Genomic DNA, 20,161 nt, shown 5'->3' with positions numbered 1-20,161 from the left:
GCGTCACCGCGGGGGACGGCGGATGCCGGTGACGAACGCGCCCCAGGGCAGCCGCTCGATGCTGGTGTCGAAGCCGAGGCCCTCCAGCAGGGCGACGGCCTCGTCGTAGCGGTCCTGGATCTCGACCTTGATGCAGCGGACCGAGCGGGCCCAGCCGGCGTCGTGGGCGAGCAGGTCGTGCCAGCCGCCCTCGATGTTGACGAGCAGGTAGTCGACCGGGCCGTCGTCGGCGAACCCGTCGACGACGTCGGCGGCCGCGACGGCCTCGACGACGGTCTCGGTCCCGTCCGGCTCGGCGGGTGCGACCGACAGGCCCCACGCGTCGGTCTCCCAGCCGAGGGAGAGCGTTTCGGCGGTGTGCCACACGGCGGCCTCGACGACGGACGCGCGATCGGCGATGCCGGCCAGGTTGGCACGGGCGACGCGGACGTTGTCGGCGTCGGGCTCCACGCCGAGCAGCCGGGCGTCCGGGTAGCGGTCGGCCAGGTCGGCCATCGGCAGGCCGATGTTGGCGCCGAAGACGACGATCCGCTCGACCGGACCGGCGAGGTCGGCCGGCGGGAGGTGGTGCCCCTCGGTGAACACGAACTGCAGTGCGAGCACGTCGCGGGAACGAGGGCGCAGGTAGAGGGCCCCGTCGTGGTCCGGGACGCGGACGGGGCGGGCCGAGCGCGCGGAGGGCCGGCGGGCCTCGGGGACGAGCAGGGTGCTGGCGACGAGCGAGGCCATCCGCGGCCGGCTCGGGCCGGTGACGGTGCCGACGAGGGCAGCCTTGTCGACCGCCGAGCGCAGCTCGCCGCCCGTGCGGCGCACGATCGTGCGGATCCGACGGGGCACGAGGTGCGTGACCGGTCGGCGTGTCGGCCCAGAACGGCTCGGCGTCACATTCCGTGACGGAGAGGTGTCCTGTGCCGCCTTGTCCGCTTCGACCACTGCCATACCGGCGACGTTAGCCCGAACGATGTAAGCCGCCAGACCGCAACGGGTTAGCGGATGGCAAAGCGTGGTCACCGGAGGTGTGACCTGCACCCCATCGGGTTCACCGTCCGTGATCTCGTAACGTCGCGCCGTGCGCATCGCAACGATCGGCGGGGGCCCCGGCGGGCTGTTCTTCTCCATCCTCGCCGCGCAGCTGACCCGGGTCGACGAGGTCACCGTCTTCGAGCGGTCGCCCGAGGGTGTCACCTACGGCTGGGGCGTCGTCTTCTGGGACGAGCTGCTCGACGATCTCGCCGCCGCCGACGCCCCGACCGCACAGGCGCTGCGCGACGTCGCCTTCACCTGGCACGACCAGGTGATCGACGTCCAGGGCGGCGACCCGGTCAACCTCGGCGGGCACGGCCACAGCACCGGCCGGGCGGAGCTGCGTGAGCTGCTCACCGCGCGCGCCCGCGAGGTCGGCGTCGAGGTGCGGTTCGGCGAGGAGCCCGACCCGGCGGCGCTCGCCTCCTACGACGTCGTCGTCGGTGCCGACGGGGTGGGCAGCGCCGTGCGTGCGGCCGGCAACTTCGGCACCACGGTCACCCCGGGCGACAACCGCTACGTGTGGCTGGGCACGAGCAAGGTGTTCGACTCGTTCACCTTCCCGTTCGTCGAGTCCGCGCACGGCTGGCTGTGGGCGCACGCCTACGGCTACACCGCCGGGGCCAGCACGTTCGTCGTCGAGACCACCGCGGCCACCCATGCGGCGCTCGGCCTCGACACGATGCCCACCGCCGACGCGCTCGCGCTCGTCGGCGAGCTGTTCGCGGGACAGCTCGACGGGCACCCGCTGCACGCGCCGCAGGGCACCGGCGAGACGCTGCCGTGGCTGCGGTTCCGCACGGTGCGAAACGAGCGTTGGTACGACGGCAACGTCGCGCTGCTCGGCGACGCCGCGCACACCACGCACTTCACCATCGGGTCCGGCACCCGGCTGGCCCTGGAGGACTCCATCGCGCTGGCCGCCGAGCTCGGCCGTCACGACACCGTCGCCGCCGCGCTGGCCGCCTACGGGCTGCGCCGCACGTCGGAGATCGCGCCGCTGGTCACCGAGGCCCGCGGCAGCGCCCGTTGGTTCGAGGACGTCCCGCGCCACATCGCCCACCCGGCGCCCGACTTCGCCCGCCTGCTCATCAACCGCCGCCGGCCCATCGTGCGCCGCCTCCCGGGCGCCTACCTCGGCTACGGCCGGCTCCGCCGCGCCGCGGCGGCAGCCCCTGTCACCCGTCCGGCCCGTGCGGCATTGCACGCGTTGCGCGGACGCAACGGCTGACCGGCCGTTCCACCGCTCAACCGTTCGACGCATCGGCGCGCCCGTCGGTCGATGCTGTGTGCGAGCTGTGCGCACGCCGGTAACACCGGCCACGGGACATGACGAAACTGAGCCAACCGCTCTCGAGACCGAGGAGTTCCGGCTTGTCGTTCCACCAGTCGCTGCCAGGGCCGTCGACGGCGCCGACCTCCGGGCCGGGCGCCCGGTGACCGCCGCGCTCGCCTCGCCGGGCACCGCCGTCCTCGCCGACGACGCGCTGCTCGCCGAGTGGGACGACCTCGCCGACCGGGTCGGTGCGAGCCCCTTCCAGCGCCCCGGCTGGTACCGGGCGTGGTGGTCGGCGTTCGGCACCAGCCCGGTGCGGCTCGTCCAGGTGCGCCGCGACGGCAGGCTCGCCGGGGTCCTGCCGGTGACGCGCCGCTGGGGCCGGGTCACGACGCTCGACAACTGGCACAGCTTCCTGTGCGGCCCGCTCGCCGAGGACGCGGCGACGCGGTCGTCGCTGGTCGACCGCGCGATCAGCGCGGCCAGCCTGTCGGCCGACCTCGGGCACCTCAGCAGCGACGACGCCGAGCACGTCGCCGGGCTCGCCGTCGACCGCGGCTGCCGGGTGCGCCGCTCGATGATCCAGCGGTCGCCGTACGTGCCGCTCGACGGGACGTTCGACGCCTACCGCAGCGGCCTGAGCTCCAAGTTCGTCGGCCGCATCCGGTCACGGCGGCGCAAGCTGGAGCAGGCGGGCGAGCTGCGCCTGATGGTGCACACCGCACCGGACGAGGTCGAGGCCGCGCTGCGCGAGCTGCTGCGCATCGAGAACCTCGGCTGGAAGGCCGAACAGGGGTCGTCGATCGTCGCCCAGGACTCGACGCACCGCTTCTACCGCTCGGTCGTCGGCTGGGCGGCCGCGGCGGGCCTGCTGGAACTGTCGCTGCTCCGGCTCGGGGGCCGCGCGATCGCCGGCGAGCTGGCGCTGGTCGACGGGCAGTCGCACTACGGCCTGAAGATGGGCATCGACCCGGAGTTCCGCGCGGCGGGCCCCGGCTTCATCCTCGCCCACGACCTGATCGAGCGGTCCTTCTCCCAGGGGCTCGCGACGTTCGAGTTCATGGGGTCGGCGTCGGAGGAGAAGATGCGCTGGACCGGGGAGACCCGGTGCATCGAGCAGGTCCGGCTCTTCCCACCGACGGTCGGCGGACGGGCCGCGCGGCTGGCGGGCCTCGGGGCCAAGGCCGGACGCCGGGCCGGATCGGCCGCGAGCCGGCTGGCCGACCGTCCGGTCAGGGCGCTGACGGGTGTCGTCGGTCGGGGCGCCCGGTCCGGCGAGGAGACGGGTCCCGTCTCCTCGTAGGCTCGGAGCGTGCGTGCAATCGTCACCGGCGGTGCCGGGTTCATCGGGTCCAACCTCGTCGACGGGCTCGTCGCCGCGGGCGACGAGGTGCTCGTCCTCGACGACCTCAGCCACGGCTCCGAGGCCAACCTCGCCGCGGCGTTCGCCGCCGGAACCCGTCTCGAGCAGGTCGACGTGCGCGACGGCGCGGCGGTCGCCAAGGCCGTCACCGCCTTCTCCCCCGAGGTCGTGTTCCACCTGGCCGCGCAGATCGACGTGCGCGTCTCCATGCGCGAACCGGCCCTCGACGCGACGACCAACGTCGTCGGCTCGGTCAACGTGCTGTCCGCGGCCCTGGAGGCCGGCGTGCGGCGCGTGGTCAACACGTCCACCGGGGGCGCCATCTACGGCGAGACCACCACGGTGCCGACGCCGGAGACCGAGCCCGCGCAGCCGCTGTCGGCCTACGGGCTGTCCAAGCGCACCGCCGAGGAGTACGCCGCCTGGTTCCGGGCCGCGCACGGCCTCGACACCGTGACGCTGCGCTACGGCAACGTGTACGGGCCCCGGCAGGACCCGGCCGGCGACGCCGGCGTCATCGCGATCTTCTGCGACCGGGTGCTCACCGGCCGCCGGCCCACCGTGTTCGGCGACGGCGCGCAGACGCGCGACTACGTGTACGTGGGCGACATCGTCGCGGCCAACCTCGCCGCCGCCCGCGCCGAGGCGCCCGGGTTCGACCGCTACAACGTCGGCACCGGCACCGAGGTGAGTGTGCTGGAGCTGGTCGAGGCCGTCGGGATCGCGGCCGGGCTCGCACCGGGCGAGTTCACCGCCGAGCTCGCCGAGGCCCGCCACGGCGAGGTGCAGCGCAGCTGCCTCGACGTCACCCGCGCCCGCACCGACCTGGGCCTCGGGGCACCGACGCCGCTGGCCGACGGCCTGCGCGCCACCCTGGACTGGGTGCGGACGGTCACGCCCGGCGCGTGAACGCGGCCCGGGCGCGGGTGGTGACCTCGTGGGCCGCCCGGTGCGCCACCCGCGCCCCGTCCCGCGCGGCGCGGGCCGCGAGCCCGCCCGCGGTGCGCGGGAACAGCCGGACCTCGTCGATCTCGTGGACGGTGTCGGTCCAGTCGAGCTTGTAGCGGTCGGCGGAGCCGAGGAACTCGTAGGTGTCGAGGCCGAGCTCGAACGCCCGCGCCACCATGTCGCGGCGCAGGATCAGCCCCGGCGCGAGCCTGCGCAGCTCCGGGTCGAACCCCGTCTTCAGGAAGTAGTGCGACCGCTCGTCCTCGAGCGCGAGGTCGGCGACGACGGTGCGCCCGTCGAGGGTCATCAGCGCGACCCGCAGCAGCCCCGCCGACGCCGCCCAGCGCGCCAGCGCCGCGTAGAAGCTGTGCGTGTCCGGCCGCGACACGATCGCCGTGCCCGCCTCGGACTTCCAGCCCAGCGCCTCGACGCGGAACAGCTCGGTGAGGACCCGGTCGAGCTCGAGCGGGTCGCCGGACCCGTCGTGGACCTCCAGGCGCACCTCGCCGGCCTTGGTCAGCTTGCGGCGCCGGGACTCGAGCTGGCGCAGCCACCGGGTGTCGCGGGTGGCGGCGTAGTCGTCGAACGCGCCGTCGATGGCGATGTAGGGCGCCCGCTGCATCGTGTCCGGGACGGCGGTGAACCGACGGTCCTGCGCGACCCCGACGAGCTGCGCCCGGTCGGCCGCGGGCAGGTGCTCGACGTGCGCGGTGAACCGGCACCGGTCGAGGTAGCGCGCCCACAGCTCGCGGGCCGCCTCCTCGTCCTGGGCCAGCGGCCCGTGGACGAACGTGTGCCAGTTGGCCGGCGCCGACAGCACCCCGTGCCGGTCGACGACGGGCAGCACCCCCACGAGCTTGCCCTCGCGACGTGCCGTGAGGACCTCCAGCCGACCCGCCGCCGGCCCGAACGACGCCCACCACGCGGCGTACCAGCCGTGCCGGTGGAAAGGCGTCGATGCGGTGCGGGCCGCGAGGTCGTCCCACTCGTCGGCGAGACCACGATCGCCGAGGACGCCGCCGGTGAGATCCATCTCGGCGATCCGCCTCACACGCCGGCGCGGTCGAGACGCCGGTCGCGCCAGATCTGGCGCACGCGCCGGCCCGCGGCCGTGACGACGAGTGGGCTGACCGCGTGGGTCACCTTCGGGCCGAGGCGTTCCCGCAGCTTGAGGGTGTGCCACTCCGGCAGCGAGCCCAGGTCCTCGACGGTCTCGCGGGCGAACGCGACCAGCTGGGCGTTCACGGCCTCGTCGGCCGTGCCCTTGTCGTAGGAGCGCGACACCCGCTGCAGGGCGTCGGCCGCCAGCCGCCGGCGCACGGTGCGGTCGAGCTTGTCGGCGTCGGGCAGCACGTCACCCGCCTTCTCCAGCAGGACCGTGCAGGCCAGCAGCCGCATCCGCAGGTCGCCGACGCCGCCGTCGCGCTCCTCGTACTGCACCGACATGTTCTCGCCGTGGCCGCGGCAGTACGCCTGGTCGACATCGGCGAGGAAACCCACCGAGCCGTACAGCGACAGCCGCATCCACATCTCGAAGTCGCTGGTGTGCAGGCACTTCGCGTCGTACCCGCCGGCCTTCTGCTGGGTCTCGGTCCGCGTGATCACCGCGGGCGACGCGGCGCAGTTGGCGCCGATCGCGAACCGGCGGCGCAGCCAGTCCCGGCCGTCGTGCACCACGTGGCGCGCCGGGCCCGTGCGGGCGGGTGGCAGCGGTTCGGACCCGTCCCAGTCGATCGAGTTGCCATACACCAGCACGACGTCGGGGCGCTGGTGGAACAGGTCGGCGGCACGGCGCAGCGCACCCGGGGTGAGCGCGTCGTCGGCCGACATCAGCAGGGTGTAGTCGCCCGTCGGGAAGTCGATGACGCCCTCGGTGAACGTGGCGATGTGGCCCTTGTTGACGGGGTGCTCCACGACCTCCACCCGCGGGTCCGCCGACGCCAGCTCGCGGGCGACGTCGGCGCTGCCGTCGCCGGACGCGTCGTCGATGATCCTGACCCGGACCTCGACACCCTCCTGGTCCAGGACGCTGCGCACCGCCGTCGGCAGCATGGCGCCGTAGCGGTAGCACGGGATGGCGACGTCACACGTCGGGAGTCCCAACATTCCTCCGTAGCTCGTGGCGGAACCCGGCGGGTGCGCCGGCGGGAGCGGGGAGCGACCCGGGCCCCGTGCACGCGACTCCGTGCGTGCCAAGGGCCGGGCCCGCCGGTGCGGCCTCGGGTCACCGCTGCGGGCGGAGACGACGGCGCCGGGCCGCGCGGCCCGCCGGTCGGCGTCTCCGACCCTCACCCTATCGTTGGACCGTCGACGCCGACGCCGCACGGCGGGGGTTCCACCCCGGACCCCGTTCCCTCCCCGAACCGGGCCTGGCGTAGGAAGGACCAACGTGACCACCGAAAACCCACAGATCGGGATCGCCGTCGTCGGAGCCGGGTACTGGGGCCCCAACCTGGTGCGCAACGCCCAGGCGACGCCCGGCCTGCGGCTACGGTACCTGTGCGACATCGACGAGAAGCGGGCCCGCACCGTCCTGGGTGAGTACTCGACCGTCGCGACGACCCCGTCGCTCGACGAGGTCCTGGCCGACCCCGCGGTCGACGCGGTGGCCATCGCCACCCCCGCCGCCACCCACTCCGCCGTCGCCACCGCCGCGCTCGAGGCCGGCAAGCACGTGCTGGTCGAGAAGCCCCTGGCGCCGACGTTCGAGGAGGGCAAGGCGCTGGTCGAGACGGCCGACAAGCACGGCCGCATCCTCATGCTCGACCACACCTACTGCTACACCTCGACGGTCGGCTACATCCGCGACCGCCTCCGTAGCGGCGAGCTCGGCGAGCTGCAGTACCTCGACTCGGTCCGGATCAACCTCGGCCTCGTCCAGCCCGACGTCGACGTGCTGTGGGACCTCGCCCCGCACGACCTGTCGATCTTCGACGCGATCCTGCCCGACGACCTGTTCCCCGTCGCGGTCTCCGCCCACGGGTCCGACCCGGTCGGCGCCGGCCACGCCTGCGTCGCGCACCTGACGATCCAGCTGTCCAACGGGGCGCTCGCCCACGTGCACGTCAACTGGCTGTCCCCCACCAAGATCCGCACGATGATCGTCGGCGGGTCCAACCGGATGATCGTGTGGGACGACCTCAACCCGACGCAGCGGCTGTCGGTGCACGACCGGGGCGTCGACACCTCCGACCCGACGACGCTCGGCCCCGACAACCGCGGCCGAACGATCGTCTCCTACCGCACCGGCGACACCATCGCCCCGGCGCTGGCCAACACCGAGGCGCTGCGCAGCGTAATGGTCGAGTTCCGCGACTCGATCAACGAGAACCGCGCCCCGCTCACCGACGGCCGGTCCGGCCTGCGGGTGCTGGCGCTGCTCGAGGCCGCGGCCACGAGCCTGGCCAAGGACGGCGTGTACGTCCCGGTCCCCGACATCGTGCGCGAGCGGACCCCCCAGCCCATCGGCGGCCCCGCCGCCACGATCGACGAGTCGCGGCGCGGCCGCGGAGAGGTGACGGTGTGAGCGCCGAGCAGAGCACGGCTCAGCCCCTCGAGGGCCAGCGCATCCTGGTGACCGGGGGCGCCGGCACGATCGGGTCCGCGATCGTCGACCAGCTCGTCGCGGCCGACGCCGCCGAGATCGTCGTCGTCGACAACTTCGTGCGCGGCCGCCGGGAGAACCTGGCCGACGCCACCTCCGCCGCGGGCGACACGCTGCGCGTCGTCGAGGGCGACATCAACGACCGCGCGCTCGTCACCTCGCTGACCGAGGGCATCGACGTCGTGTTCCACCTGGCCGCGCTGCGCATCACCCAGTGCGCCGAGGAGCCCCGCACCGCGCTCGAGTCGCTGGTCGACGGCACCTTCAACATCATCGAGGCCGCGGCCGACGCGGGCGTGAAGAAGATCGTCGCCAGCTCGTCGGCGTCGGTGTACGGGCTGGCCGAGTCGTTCCCGACGACCGAGCGCCACCACCCGTACAACAACGACACGTTCTACGGCGCGGCCAAGGCGTTCAACGAGGGCATGCTGCGCAGCTTCAAGTCGATGCGCGACCTCGACTACGTCGCGCTGCGCTACTTCAACGTGTACGGCCCGCGGATGGACACCTACGGCGTCTACACCGAGGTGCTGATCCGCTGGATGGAGCGCGTCGCCCGCGGCGAGGCCCCGCTGATCTTCGGCGACGGAACGCAGACGATGGACTTCGTCCACGTCCACGACATCGCCCGCGCCAACATCCTGGCGGCGCGCGCCGACGCGACGGACACCGTCTACAACATCGCGTCCAGCGTCGAGACGAGCCTGCTCGGCCTGGCCGAGGCGCTCCTCGCGGCGATGGACTCCGACCTCCAGCCCGAGTTCGGCCCGGCACGCAAGGTCAACAACGTGACCCGCCGCCTCGCCGACATCTCCGCGGCCGAGCGCGACCTGGGCTGGCGCCCGGAGATCGAGCTGGTCCCGGGGCTGCGCGACCTGGTCGCCTGGTGGCGCGCCGAGACCGCCGCCACGGCCGCCGCGGGGGCGCCCGCGTGATCCCCGTCATGAAGCCCCTCCTCGGTGAGGAGGAGGCAGCGGCGGTCGCCGAGGTCGTGCGCTCCGGCTGGGTGGCGCAGGGCCCGAAGGTCGCCGAGTTCGAGAAGGCGTTCGCCGCCGCGGTGGGTGCCGAGCACGGCGTCGCGGTGTCCAACTGCACCACCGGCCTGCACCTGATGCTGCACCTGCTGGGCGTCGGGGCGGGCGACGAGGTCGTGGTGCCGTCGTTCTCGTTCATCGCGACGGCCAACTGCGTCCGCTACGTCGGGGCCACCCCGGTGTTCGCCGACGTGCTGGAGTCGAACGGCAACCTCGACCCGGCCTCGGTGGCCGCGGTCATGACGCCGCGGACCAAGGCCGTGCTGGCCGTGCACCAGGGCGGGCAGCCTGCCGACATCGCCGCCCTGCGCGCCGTCGCCGGCGACGTCCCGGTCCTCGAGGACGCCGCGTGCGCCGCCGGCTCGACGCTGCGCGGTGCACCGGTCGGCACCGGCGCCTCCCTCGCCGCCTGGTCGTTCCACCCGCGCAAGCTCCTCACCACCGGTGAGGGCGGCATGGTCACCACCGACGACGCCGAGCAGGCCGGCCGGCTGCGGCGGCTGCGCGAGCACGGCATGTCCGTCTCCGCCGCCGACCGCCACGCCGCGGGCAACACGGTCAAGCTCGAGGCCTACCTCGAGACGGCGTTCAACTATCGGATGACCGACATGCAGGCCGCCGTGGGCCTCGTCCAGCTCGGCCGGCTGCCGGGGATGGTCGCGCAGCGTCGCGAGCTGGCCGCCCGCTACGCCGCGCTCCTCGCGGAGCAGGGCCTGCGCCCCGTCGCCGACCCCGAGTTCGGGACCAGCAACTTCCAGTCCTACTGGGTGCACCTGCCCGACGGCGCCCCCGACTCGACCGAGGTCCTGCAGGCCCTCGCCGACGCCGGCGTCTCCGCCCGGCGCGGCATCATGGCCGCCCACCTCGAACCGGCCTACGACGGGCACCCGCACGTCCCGCTGCCCGTGACCGAGTACCTGACGCGGCGCACGATCATCCTGCCGCTGCACCACGAGCTGACCGCGACCGACCAGGACCACGTCGTCGGCTCGCTGACCGCCGCACTCGCCGTCCCGACTGGAGCATCGTGACCGACACCCCCGTTCCCCTCGTCGACCTCGGCGTCCAGCACGCCCAGGTGGCCGACGAGGTCGCCGAGGGCTGGGCCGCCGTCCTCTCCCGCACCGCGTTCGTCGGCGGTGCGGCGGTGAAGGAGTTCGAGGAGGCCTACGCCGCCTACACCGGCGCCGCGCACTGCATCGGTGTCGGCAACGGCACCGACGCGATCGAGATGGCCCTGCGCGCGCTCGGCGTCGGCCACGGCGACGAGTGCATCGTCCCGGCCAACACCTTCATCGCGACGGCCGAGGCCGTGGCCCGCACCGGCGCCACCGTCGTCCTGGCCGACTGCGACGAGGCCACCGCGCTGCTCGACCCCGCCGCCGCAGGTGCCGCCGTCACGTCGCGCACCAAGGCGATCCTGCCGGTGCACCTCTACGGCCAGGCCGCGCCCGTCGAGGCCATCCGCGCCGCCGTGGGCGACGTCCCGATCGTCGAGGACGCCGCGCAGTCGCAGGGCGCCCGCCGCAACGGCGAGCCCACCGGCACCCTCGGCGTGCTGGCCGCGACCAGCTTCTACCCGGGCAAGAACCTCGGCGCCTACGGCGACGCGGGCGCGGTCCTCACCTCGGACCCCGAGCTCGCCACCGCGGTCCGGCTGCTCGGCGAGCACGGCTCGCCCCGCAAGTACGAGCACACCGTCGTCGGCTTCAACAGCCGGATGGACGCGCTGCAGGCCGTCGTGCTGTCGACCAAGCTGCGCCGCCTCGACGAGTGGAACGCGCAGCGCCGCGCCGCCGCCGATCGCTACGCCGCGCTGCTCGCCGACGTCGACGGCGTCGTGGCCCCGGTCACCGCCGAGGGCAACGAGCACGTCTGGCACCTCTACGTGGTGCGCGTCGCCGAGCGCGACTGCGTGCTGGCCGACCTGCACGCCGCCGGCATCGGCGCGGGCATCCACTACCCGACGCCGGTGCACCTGACCGGCGCGTTCGCCGACCTCGGCTTCTCGGAAGGCGCGTTCCCCGCTTCCGAGACCCTCGCCGGCGAGATCCTGTCGCTGCCGCTGTTCCCGGGCATCACCGAGGCCCAGCAGGAGCGCGTCGTCGAGGTGCTCGCCAAGGCCGTCGTTCGATGACAAGCCTCGCCGGCCTTGTCAAAGTGCACCCGCAGGGACTCTGCGAGAGCGACGACGTCGGCGAGGGCACCCGGGTGTGGGCGTTCGCCCACGTCCTGCCCGGCGCCCGCGTCGGCCGCGACTGCAACATCTGCGACTGCGCGTTCGTCGAGGACGGCGCGACCCTCGGCGACAACGTCACCGTCAAGAACGGCACGCTGGTCTTCCGCGGCGTCACGTGCGAGAACGACGTCTTCCTCGGACCCAACGTGCTGTTCACCAACGACCTGCGGCCCCGCGCCGCCAACAAGGTCGACCCCGACGCCCTCGTCACCACCCTCGTGCGGCGGGGAGCGTCACTCGGAGCGGGCACGGTCGTTGTGTGCGGCACGGAGATCGGCGAGTACGCGTTCGCCGCGGCCGGAGCCGTCGTCACCCGCGACGTCCCGGCCCACGCGTTCGTCGCCGGTAATCCCGCCGTCCACAAGGGATGGGTCTGCCGCTGCGGCGCCCGTCTCGACAGCGAGCTCGCCTGCACCGAGTGCGGCGAGCGCTACCGCGAGAGCGAACGGGGGCTCGTCCCGGCATGAGCGAAGGACCGAAGGTCGATGTGGTCATCCCCTGCTACAGGTACGGGGAGCTGCTGCCGTCGTCGGTGCGCAGCGTCCTCGCGCAGGACGGCGTCGACGTCCGGGTCCTGATCATCGACGACGCGTCCGGCGACGGCAGCGCCGACGTCGCCCGCTCCCTCGCCGCCGCCGACGCCCGTGTCTCGGTGGAGGTCCACGCCGAGAACCGCGGCCACATCCGGACGTTCAACGAGGGCGTCATCGACTGGGCCTCCGCGCCCTACACCCTCCTGATCTCCGCCGACGACGAGCTCGCCCCCGGCGCCCTGCAGCGCGCCACCACGCTGCTCGAGGACAACCCCGGCGTCGGCTTCGCCTACGGCAACTCCCAGATGTGGGAGCCCGAGGACGACGGCCGCCCCGCCCTGCGCACCGGCCGCTGGCGCCCGATCGTCTACTCGGGACACACCTGGCTGCGGCGGCGCTGCGCGTCGGCCACCAACCCGGTCTACTCGCCGTCGGTCGTCGTGCGCACCGCGCTGCAGCAGCAGGTCGGCGGCTACGACGCCCGCATGCTCCACACCAGCGACCTCGAGATGTGGCTGCGCATGTCGCTCTACGCCGACGTGGGCTTCGTCGCCGGCGTCGACCAGTCGATCACCCGCGTCCACGAGAAGAACATGTCGTCGGCCTACCTGGAGTCCGACCAGGGCCTCGACGACCTGCGCATGCGGCTGCTCGCGTTCGACGCCGTCCTCGACCGCGGCGCCACGCTGCTGCCCGACGTCGACCGGCTCCGGCAGCGGATGCGCCGCGCGCTCTCGCGCGACGCGCTCATGCGCCTCGACCGGGCCGCCGACAAGAACATCCCCCTCGGCGACACCGCCGACGCCCTCGCCGAGTTCGCCCGCACCACGTGCAGCCGCTCGATCCACAGCCCCGAGGGCCGGGCCCTGCGCCGCCGCCACAACCTCGGACCGCGGCTCGCCGCCGTCGTCCGCCCGCCCGTCGTCGCCGCCGCGCGCCGCAAGCTCCGTCAGGAGACCCGCGACCGCGTGCAGCTGCACCGCGGCGTCTAGACACGTGAACGGAGAGACGTGAGCCTGCAGGAACGTATCCGCGACTCGCTGGCCTGGCGGACCGAGATGGCCCGCGACCGCGCCGCCCTCGGCCGCGCCTTCACCGAGCGGCAGCTCATCGCCCGCACCCGGGCCCCTCAGGCGCCGACCAGCCGCATCCTCGCGTACCACACCGTCGGCATGCCCAAGATGGGTCTCAACGACATCTCGCTGCAGCGCATCCGCCGCCAGCTCGAGATGGCGAAGATCGCCGGCTACCGGTTCGTGCCCGCCACCGAGCTCGTCGCACAGCCCGAGGACACCGCCCCGGGCGACCGCCGCATCGCGCTGACCTTCGACGACGGCTTCCGCAGCATCCTCACCACCGTCGAGCCGCTGCTGCGCGAGCTCGACATCCCGTGGACCGCCTTCGTCTGCAGCGGGCTCGCCGACGGCGACAAGGGCCACGACGACTACCTCGACTGGCGTGAGATCGAGGGCCTCGCCGAGCGCGGCGTCACGATCGCCAGCCACTCTGTCACCCACCCCAACTTCGCGACGCTCACCGCCGCCCAGACCGTCGACGAGCTGGAACGCTCACGCGACGCGCTGCGCGACCGGCTGGGCATCGAGACCACCGAGTTCGCGATCCCCTTCGGACAGTCCCGTGACTGGCCCGAGACCGCCCGCCGCGCCGCCGCCGACGCGGGCTACACGACGGTCTACGCGCAGTCGATGGACCGCCGCCCCACGGGCACGGTCCCCCGCACCTTCGTGACCCGCTTCGACGACGACCGTATCTTCCGCGCCGCCCTCGGTGGCGCCTACGACCGCTGGGAAGAGTGGTACTAGGCCGGGGTCCCTGTTCTGCCGAGTGCCCGTCCCGCGTCGCGGGGCGGGCACTCGCGCGTCCGGGCCCCGGCTCCTCTCCCTGTGGCTGCCCGCAGCGGTGAGGGTGCGCCCGACACCCCGCGCGCAACCTCACGGTCGTACAGGCCGCCCGGGACAGCACTGAGGTTGCGCCCGACGGCCCCGGCCCCTGTCCGTGTAGCGGCCCGCAGCGATGAGGACGCGCCCGACACCCGCGCGCAACCTCACGGTCGTACACGCCGCCCGGGACAGCACTGAGGTTGCGCTCCGCGGCCCCGACGATCCCGTGCTCGTGCTGGACTACTTCGGAGGGTTGCCGTCCGACGGGGCCGGTCGCGGACGGGGGCGCGGGGACGGGCGCGGGGCCGATCCGTTGTCGCCCTGAGGGGTGCCTCCAGCCGGTCCGGACCCGTTGCTGCCGTTCTGCCGGCCACCGTTGGTTCCCGGGCCGGCCGGCTGCGGGCCGTTCGGAGCCGGGGTCCGGGGCGGAGTGCCGCTCGGGCTCGTCGGCGGAGCGGCATTCGGGCTGCTCTTCGCGGGCGCGCCGTTCGGCTTCGTCGGCGGGGCGCCGTTCGGGCTGCTGCTCGGGGGCGCACCCTTGGAACTGTTCGGAGGCCCGCCCGGGCTCTTCGGCGGCGCACCGTTCGGGCTCTTCGCCGGCGCACCGTTCGAGTTCTTCGGTGCCGCACCGTTCGGGCTCTTGGACGGCGCACCGTTCGCACTCTTCGGGGGCGCCCCGTTCGGAACGCCTGGCTTCCGCGGTGCGGGCTCGGGGCCCGTCGTGTTCGGTACGCCGCTCGGGGCCTTGCGAGGCGGCGTGCCGCCCGAGGCCGGCTTCGTCGGCGCCTGCGGGGGCCGGGCGGCCAGCTTCCGCGTCTCCTCGTCGGCGGGGCCGCTCTTCGGGGCCGCGCCCGGACGGTCGGGCGCCTGCTTCCCGGGTGGGGGCGTGGTCGGCTGCTGTGCCGCCTTCGCGGGCTGGACGGGCTTCGCCGGCTGTGCAGGCTTCGACGGCTGTGCAGGCTTCGACGGCTGTGCAGGCTCCGGTGTGGACCGGTCCTTCTCGGGGGCCGCAGGGACCTTCGCGGTCGCCGAGGGGTCCCCCGGCGGCTGCGACGCGTCGTCGCGTGGGGCGGGACGCGGCCGCGGCGACGGGCGCCGGGGAGCGGTGCCGTCGGTGGCGGGCGGGGTCGGGGTGACCGAGCGCGTGACGGTCGTGGCCTCGGCGTCGGCGCCCGGCGTCGGCGGCACCGGCGCCTGGGCGCGGGTCGCCTCGGGATCGGCGGACGCGTCGGACTTCACGGGAGCGGGCGGCGTCGCAGCGGCAGGCGGCTTCGGAGCAGGCGGCTGCGCGGCAGGCGGCTTCGGAGCAGGCGGCTGCGCGGCAGGCGGCTTCGGAGCAGGCGGCTGCGCGGCAGGCGGCTTCGGCGGAGCGGGCGGCTGTGCGGCCGCGGGCGGCTTGCCCGCGCCGGGTGTGCCCACATCGGACTTCCCCGCACCCGTCCTGCCCGCGTCGGTCTTGCCCGCGTCTGTCGCACTCCCGGCGGTCTTGCTCCCGGCGGCGGGCGCCGTCGGCTGCAGGCTCTCGAGGCGGCCGCTCCAGCGCCGGCCGTCGCTGGTGACCGTCGCGTCACGGGAGGAGTCGTCGGGCGCGGCGAACAGGTCGGCACCGCTGCCGGCCCTGGCCTGCGTCGTGACCGTCCGCTCCGCGTCCGCGGGCGCGGCCGGCGCCTTTCCCGAGGCTGCCGGCGGCGGCGTGTCGGGCGTGATCGCCTTCATGACGATGGTCTCGTCGGTGGCGTTGCGGCCGTCGTCGGAGCTCGTGCGCTGCGGGAGCGGGGCGAGCGGGAGCTTGCGGTCGCTGCGGTTGCGGGACCTGACCGTCGGCATGGGCTGGATGAGCCGCATCTGGACGGTCGCGTCGTCGAGGCCCTCGGAGATGACGGCGCGCGCGAGCCCGATCATGCCGCTGGCGGTCATCGGTGGCAGCTGGATCGTCATCTCGGACGCGCTGGGTGTGGCGCCGACGAGCTCGCGGTCCGGGCCGGTCGGGCCGGGGCCCGCGCCGACGCCGGCGGTGTCGTCCTCGTCGCCGTCCTCGTCGTCGTCATCGTCGCTGCCGCCGCGGCGGACCTTGTTCATGACCGCGCCGATCAGCGAGCGGCCGAGCTTCGGGGCGATGACGGTGAGGACCGCGAGGTAGATCAGCGCGAAGATGATCGTCTCGAGGATCAGCAGCAGGATGCCGAGGATGACGCCGTGCTCGTCGGCACCGAAGACGTTGCGGTCGAGCCACCACACGGCGGCCATGGCGACGGCGGCGGCGATCGCGGGCGGGACGAGCATCCAGGCCAGCCGCGGGATGGAGAACTTCACGACACGCCGCGACAGGATCAGCACGACGATGCCGACGGCGATCTCGGTGATCGACATGGCGATGCCGACGCCCACCAGCCCGAGCGGGAGCAGCGCGATCAGCGAGCCGATGCCGAGCACGAGGCTGGTGGCGGTCGTCCAGTTGAGCAACTTGGACGCGCCGACGGCCTTGATGACCTCGCTGCCGACGGCCTGTAGCGCGATGCCGACGCCGTAGCCGGACATGACCATGAGCGCGACGCCGGCCTCGCGCCACTTCTCGCCGAGGAGCACGACGACGGCGGGTTCGCCGATGGCGATCATCAGCCCGGCGAACGGTGCGGCGCCGACCCAGGTGACCTGCAGGGCGCGTTCGAAGGCGCGTGCGAAGCGGGGCGGGTCGGACTGCAGCCGGGAGAACGCCGGGAACAGGACGTACGAGCCGATCTGGACGATCACCAGCGCGGGCAGCTGCGCCAGGCTCATGCCGTAGCGGTACTGGCCGAGGGTGTTGGCGTCGAGCCGGCGGCCGATGAGCGCGGTCTCGGCGGCGGTGCGGACGCGGTCGACGATGCCCTCGACGAGCAGCGGTGCGGCGTAGGCGGCCATCTGGCGCCACAGCGTGAACGAGAACTTGCCGACGCCGGGGCGCCAGCGGGCGTAGCGCCAGCTCAGGAACAGCCAGATCGCGATGCCGACGTAGTTGCCGATGACCATGGACCACACGCCGAAACCGAGCGCGGCGAGCGTGATCGTGACGACGGCGTAGCCGAGGACGCGGGTGGGGTCGACGATGAGGCGCCGTTTGAAGTTGAAGCGGCGCTGCATGAGGCCGTCGGGCACGTTGGTGAGCGCGTGCAGGACGACGGCGCCGGAGGAGACGGCGGCGATGGTGCCGGCGACGTCGCTCTTGAAGACCATGCCGACGATCGGCGCCGTCGCCAGCGACAGCAGCGCCAGCCCGAGACCGGAGACGAAGGTGACCCAGAAGACGGTGTCGGCGGCGTCCTCGACGTCGCCCTCACGCTGGATCAGCGCGCCGCGCAGGCCGCCCTCGGAGAACCCGAGGAGGAAGCCCATCAGGACGGTGCCGGCCGCGTAGAGGCCGATCTGTTCCGGGTCGAGGATGCGGGCGAGGATCAGCGTCTGGACGAACGACACGACCTGCACGAGGCCGAGCGCGAGCGCCGAGAGCATGGCGCCGCGCTTGAGCGTGCTGCCGAGCGTCGAGATGTCCGGGTCGCTCGTCGCCTCGCGCGTGGTGGCGATGCTCGCCCGGTGCTTGCCGAGAGCCACTCAGCACCGCCGCGCCGGGGCGAGGACGGGACGGCCCACGGCCGTTCCACGTGCACTGGTCAACTCGGCATCCTCGGGTCGCCTCGGCGAAGTGTTACCCCGAGCAGGGTAACGGCGTGCCCGTGCGGCGCTGCGACGGCCGGACCAACTCGCCGGGGACGTCACCGCTTCCGGTGGTCGAGGTCCTGGTAGAGCCGGTCGAGGTTGCGTGCCGTGACGTCGGCGGCGAAGTGTTCCTCGACGCGGCGGCGCCCTGCGGCACCCATCTCCCGGCGGACGGCGACGTCACGCACGAGGGGTTCGAGGGCGTCGGCGAGCTTCTCCGGGTCCTGCACGGGTACGACGCGACCGGTGACGCCGTCGTCGATGGCGCGGCCGATGTCGCCGACGTCGGTACCGACGACGGGCAGCCCGCCCGCCATGGCCTCGAGGATCGACAGGGGCATGGCCTCCCACCAGGACGGCAGGCTGAAGATGTCGGCCGCGGCGTACTCGGCGGGCATGTCGGCGGGGTCGCGGGTGCCGAGCAGCGTGACCCACGGCGGCAGGTTGTCGCGGACGGCGGCCTCGGCCTCGGGGCCTTCGTCGGGGGCGCCGCCGAGCAGGTGAAGCTCGTGGTCGGCGCCGCGCTCACGCAGGATGCGGGAGGCCTCGACGAGGTCGAGGACGCCCTTGCGCGGGGTGAGCAGGCCGACGTAGAGGATGCGCGGCGGGTCGCTGGGCGGCCCGGGCTCGGGGACGCGGTCGAGCGGCACGCCGTTGTCGATCAGCGTGACCTTGCCGGCCGGCAGGACCTCGCGGAGCGCGTTCTCACCGGCGGTCCAGACGGCGACGACGCTGTGCGCGGGCGCCATGGCGAGGCGCATGACCGCGCGCCGCAGCGGCGTCGTCAGCCAGGTCTGGATGTTGCCGCCGTGCGCGTGCACGACGACGGTGCAGCCGCGGCTCCGCCCGGCCAGGGCGAGCAGCCCGGCGCGGACCACCGTGACGGCGGGCGCCAGCGCGGAGTGGATGTGGACGACGTCGGCGCGGCGGCCGTGCTTGCGGACGTCGAGCGCGTCGCGCACGGTGCGGCCGATGTTGCCGGTGGTGAACTTGCCGCCCTGGCGGACGCCGTCGTGGGCGACGTTGAGCAGCCGGACGTCGTGGCGCTCGGCGAGCGCGCCGCCGCGCAGCATCTCCAGGAAGGTGGGGATGCCGCCGCGGTCCGGATAGGACTTGCCGACGAGCAGCACCCGCATCCGCCTGCCGGTCGACTCGGCGTCGTGACGTGCGGGGGTGACCTCCTGCGCGCTCATCGCTCTCCCTCGCCGGAGCTCGGTCGGCGCTGCGCGCAGGCGCTGTGTCGACCGGTCGCTCGCTGCCGCTCGCTCATCGCGTGCTCCGGACCCGGGCGACGACCTCGTCGGCGACGCCGCGCCAGAAGCCGACGCCCCAGCCGATGTGCATGGCGAGGAACGCGGGGGCGACGTGGCGGCCGTCGCCGGGCTCGAGCTCACCGGCGGTGCGGTGGGATGCGGCGGCGACGGCGGCGGCGTAGGGCGCGACGAGCGCGGCCCCGAGCAGCGGCCGCTTGAGCGCGACGACGGCGGCACCGGCCAGGTAGGCGACGAACGCCGGGACCATCAGGTGGCGCGGGCGCATCGAGCGCGGGTGCAGCAGCGCGACGGCGACCTTCCCGCGGCCGTAGCGGCGGTACTGCCCGTAGAGGTCACGCACGGTCTGGCGGCTGTGCCAGCTGATCGTCATCGACGGGTCGAACAGCAGCTTGTGGCCGGCCAGCCGCAGCCGGTGGTCGAACTCGAAGTCCTCGTTGGCGACCAGGTTCTCGTCCCAGCCGCCGAGCTCGCGCACGAGCGCGGTCGGATAGGCGCCGAACGGGATGTGGTCGACCTCCTGACGCTCGGTGCCGTGGTGGTACACCGAGCCGCCGACGCCGAACGGGCTGCCCAGGGCGGCGGCGATGGCGCGGCCCTCCGCGGTGACGCCGCGACCGTCCTTGCGGCCGCCGACCCCGCCCCACTCGCCCTCTTCGAGGAGCGCGACGGCGGTGGAGACGTAGTCGGCCGGGACCGTGGAGTGCGCGTCGACGCGGACGAGCCAGCGCCCGCGCGCGGCGGCGACGGCGATGTTGAGCGAGACGGGGATGCCGCCCCGCTCGTTGCGGTGGATCTCGATCCGCGGGTCCTCGGCGGCCATCGCGGCGACCTGCTCGGCGGTGTCGTCACGGCTGCCGCCGTCGACGACCACGACGATCTGGAGGTTGCGGTGGTCCTGGGCGCGGACCGACCCGAGGCAGGCTCCGATGTAGCCGGACTCGTCACGCGCGGGGACGAAGACCGTCACCAGGTCTCCCGCCTCGGCGGATGTGGTCTCCGTCACGGCCTGGGCAACCGTATCCGGGTCTGTCACGGACTCCACCTTCCGGCAGTTCGTCGGGGCGGCCCGACCGTACTCGGCAGCCCCGACCGGGCGATCCGCGCCCCGGCGCCCACCTGGCCCGTTGTGACGGATCCGGCGACGACCTGCGGATTCGCAGGCCTCGGCGCCCCTTCGGCCGACATGCGGCCGATCGCCCGAACGGGTAGGCCGAACGGTGTACGTCGGGAACCGACCGTGACTAGAGCCCCACTGAAGGGGGCACCGACTAGC

16 protein-coding genes are annotated in these 20,161 nt (G+C 73.8%); 10 read left to right on the top strand and 6 right to left on the bottom strand.

Annotated features, from left to right (window positions below; translation table 11 throughout):
- Positions 1 to 3: 3 nt before the first annotated feature.
- Entirely contained in the window at positions 4 to 813 is an 810-nt protein-coding gene (locus AB7F12_RS26480) for a hypothetical protein (RefSeq protein WP_428516963.1), read from the bottom strand.
- A 256-nt stretch (positions 814 to 1,069) separates the two neighbouring features.
- Between AB7F12_RS26480 and AB7F12_RS26475 the strand changes: the two genes are divergently transcribed.
- The 3 genes from AB7F12_RS26475 (at position 1,070) to AB7F12_RS26465 (ending at position 4,571) form a co-directional block, all read left to right on the top strand.
- A complete protein-coding gene (locus AB7F12_RS26475) occupies positions 1,070 to 2,254 on the top strand; it encodes an FAD-dependent monooxygenase (protein ID WP_428500163.1) in 1,185 nt (394 codons plus the stop codon).
- A 205-nt stretch (positions 2,255 to 2,459) separates the two neighbouring features.
- Positions 2,460 to 3,602 carry a GNAT family N-acetyltransferase gene (locus AB7F12_RS26470; RefSeq protein WP_428500161.1) on the top strand — a complete coding sequence of 381 codons (1,143 nt, stop codon included), beginning with the start codon at positions 2,460 to 2,462 and terminating at the stop codon, positions 3,600 to 3,602.
- Positions 3,603 to 3,611: 9 nt separating this feature from the next.
- Entirely contained in the window at positions 3,612 to 4,571 is a 960-nt protein-coding gene (locus tag AB7F12_RS26465; RefSeq protein WP_428500160.1) for an NAD-dependent epimerase/dehydratase family protein, read from the top strand.
- On the opposite strand, the gene AB7F12_RS26460 is transcribed toward AB7F12_RS26465, so the two are convergent.
- Both AB7F12_RS26460 and AB7F12_RS26455 read right to left on the bottom strand, forming a co-directional pair.
- Positions 4,555 to 5,643 (bottom strand): GNAT family N-acetyltransferase, encoded by a 1,089-nt coding sequence (locus AB7F12_RS26460; RefSeq protein ID WP_428500159.1) that lies wholly within the window; start codon positions 5,641 to 5,643, stop codon positions 4,555 to 4,557. The genes AB7F12_RS26465 and AB7F12_RS26460 overlap by 17 nt on opposite strands.
- Positions 5,644 to 5,657: 14 nt before the next feature.
- Positions 5,658 to 6,713 (bottom strand): glycosyltransferase, encoded by a 1,056-nt coding sequence (locus AB7F12_RS26455; protein WP_428500158.1) that lies wholly within the window; start codon positions 6,711 to 6,713, stop codon positions 5,658 to 5,660.
- A gap of 286 nt (positions 6,714 to 6,999) precedes the next feature.
- Here AB7F12_RS26455 and AB7F12_RS26450 point away from each other — a divergent pair, with 286 nt between their 5' ends.
- Genes AB7F12_RS26450 through AB7F12_RS26420 form a run of 7 tightly spaced genes read left to right on the top strand, consistent with a single transcriptional unit; the run spans position 7,000 to position 13,843 of the window.
- On the top strand, positions 7,000 to 8,136 hold the full coding sequence (locus AB7F12_RS26450; protein WP_428516965.1) for a Gfo/Idh/MocA family protein: 1,137 nt from the start codon (positions 7,000 to 7,002) through the stop codon (positions 8,134 to 8,136).
- Positions 8,133 to 9,149: an SDR family NAD(P)-dependent oxidoreductase gene (locus tag AB7F12_RS26445; RefSeq protein ID WP_428502135.1), complete on the top strand. Its 1,017-nt coding sequence runs from the start codon at positions 8,133 to 8,135 to the stop codon at positions 9,147 to 9,149. The genes AB7F12_RS26450 and AB7F12_RS26445 overlap by 4 nt, the downstream gene beginning before the upstream one ends.
- Positions 9,150 to 9,157: 8 nt before the next feature.
- Entirely contained in the window at positions 9,158 to 10,279 is a 1,122-nt protein-coding gene (locus tag AB7F12_RS26440; RefSeq protein ID WP_428502136.1) for a DegT/DnrJ/EryC1/StrS family aminotransferase, read from the top strand.
- Positions 10,276 to 11,385, top strand: coding sequence for a DegT/DnrJ/EryC1/StrS family aminotransferase (locus AB7F12_RS26435; RefSeq protein WP_428502137.1), 1,110 nt, complete (start codon positions 10,276 to 10,278; stop codon positions 11,383 to 11,385). Before AB7F12_RS26440 ends, AB7F12_RS26435 begins: the two co-directional genes overlap by 4 nt.
- Before the next feature lie 23 nt (positions 11,386 to 11,408).
- Entirely contained in the window at positions 11,409 to 11,954 is a 546-nt protein-coding gene (locus AB7F12_RS26430) for an acyltransferase (protein WP_428516967.1), read from the top strand.
- Positions 11,951 to 13,012 (top strand): glycosyltransferase family 2 protein, encoded by a 1,062-nt coding sequence (locus AB7F12_RS26425; RefSeq protein WP_428502139.1) that lies wholly within the window; start codon positions 11,951 to 11,953, stop codon positions 13,010 to 13,012. Before AB7F12_RS26430 ends, AB7F12_RS26425 begins: the two co-directional genes overlap by 4 nt.
- A gap of 18 nt (positions 13,013 to 13,030) precedes the next feature.
- Entirely contained in the window at positions 13,031 to 13,843 is an 813-nt protein-coding gene (locus AB7F12_RS26420) for a polysaccharide deacetylase family protein (RefSeq protein ID WP_428502140.1), read from the top strand.
- A 318-nt stretch (positions 13,844 to 14,161) separates the two neighbouring features.
- Here the strand turns inward: AB7F12_RS26420 and AB7F12_RS26415 are convergent, their stop codons facing one another.
- From AB7F12_RS26415 to AB7F12_RS26405, 3 genes are all read right to left on the bottom strand, one after another.
- Positions 14,162 to 17,509: an oligosaccharide flippase family protein gene (locus AB7F12_RS26415; protein ID WP_428502141.1), complete on the bottom strand. Its 3,348-nt coding sequence runs from the start codon at positions 17,507 to 17,509 to the stop codon at positions 14,162 to 14,164.
- A gap of 161 nt (positions 17,510 to 17,670) precedes the next feature.
- Positions 17,671 to 18,807, bottom strand: a complete 1,137-nt coding sequence (locus tag AB7F12_RS26410) for a glycosyltransferase family 4 protein (RefSeq protein ID WP_428502142.1) — start codon at positions 18,805 to 18,807, stop codon at positions 17,671 to 17,673.
- A gap of 73 nt (positions 18,808 to 18,880) precedes the next feature.
- A complete protein-coding gene (locus tag AB7F12_RS26405; protein WP_428502143.1) occupies positions 18,881 to 19,891 on the bottom strand; it encodes a glycosyltransferase in 1,011 nt (336 codons plus the stop codon).
- Positions 19,892 to 20,161: the final 270 nt, after the last annotated feature.

It is taken from the genome of Pseudonocardia sp., from assembly GCF_050250275.1.
Classification (GTDB): Bacteria; Actinomycetota; Actinomycetes; order Mycobacteriales; family Pseudonocardiaceae; genus Pseudonocardia.
This window is presented reverse-complemented; position numbering and strand designations above follow the sequence as displayed.

Bases quoted from the DNA above. Each gene is read 5' to 3' on its own strand.
- AB7F12_RS26410 (WP_428502142.1), bottom strand. From the start codon at position 18,807: ATGAGCGCGCAGGAGGTCACCCCCGCACGTCACGACGCCGAGTCGACC.
- AB7F12_RS26425 (WP_428502139.1), top strand. From the start codon at position 11,951: ATGAGCGAAGGACCGAAGGTCGATGTGGTCATCCCCTGCTACAGGTAC.
- AB7F12_RS26440 (WP_428502136.1), top strand. From the start codon at position 9,158: ATGAAGCCCCTCCTCGGTGAGGAGGAGGCAGCGGCGGTCGCCGAGGTC.
- AB7F12_RS26460 (WP_428500159.1), bottom strand. From the start codon at position 5,643: ATGGATCTCACCGGCGGCGTCCTCGGCGATCGTGGTCTCGCCGACGAG.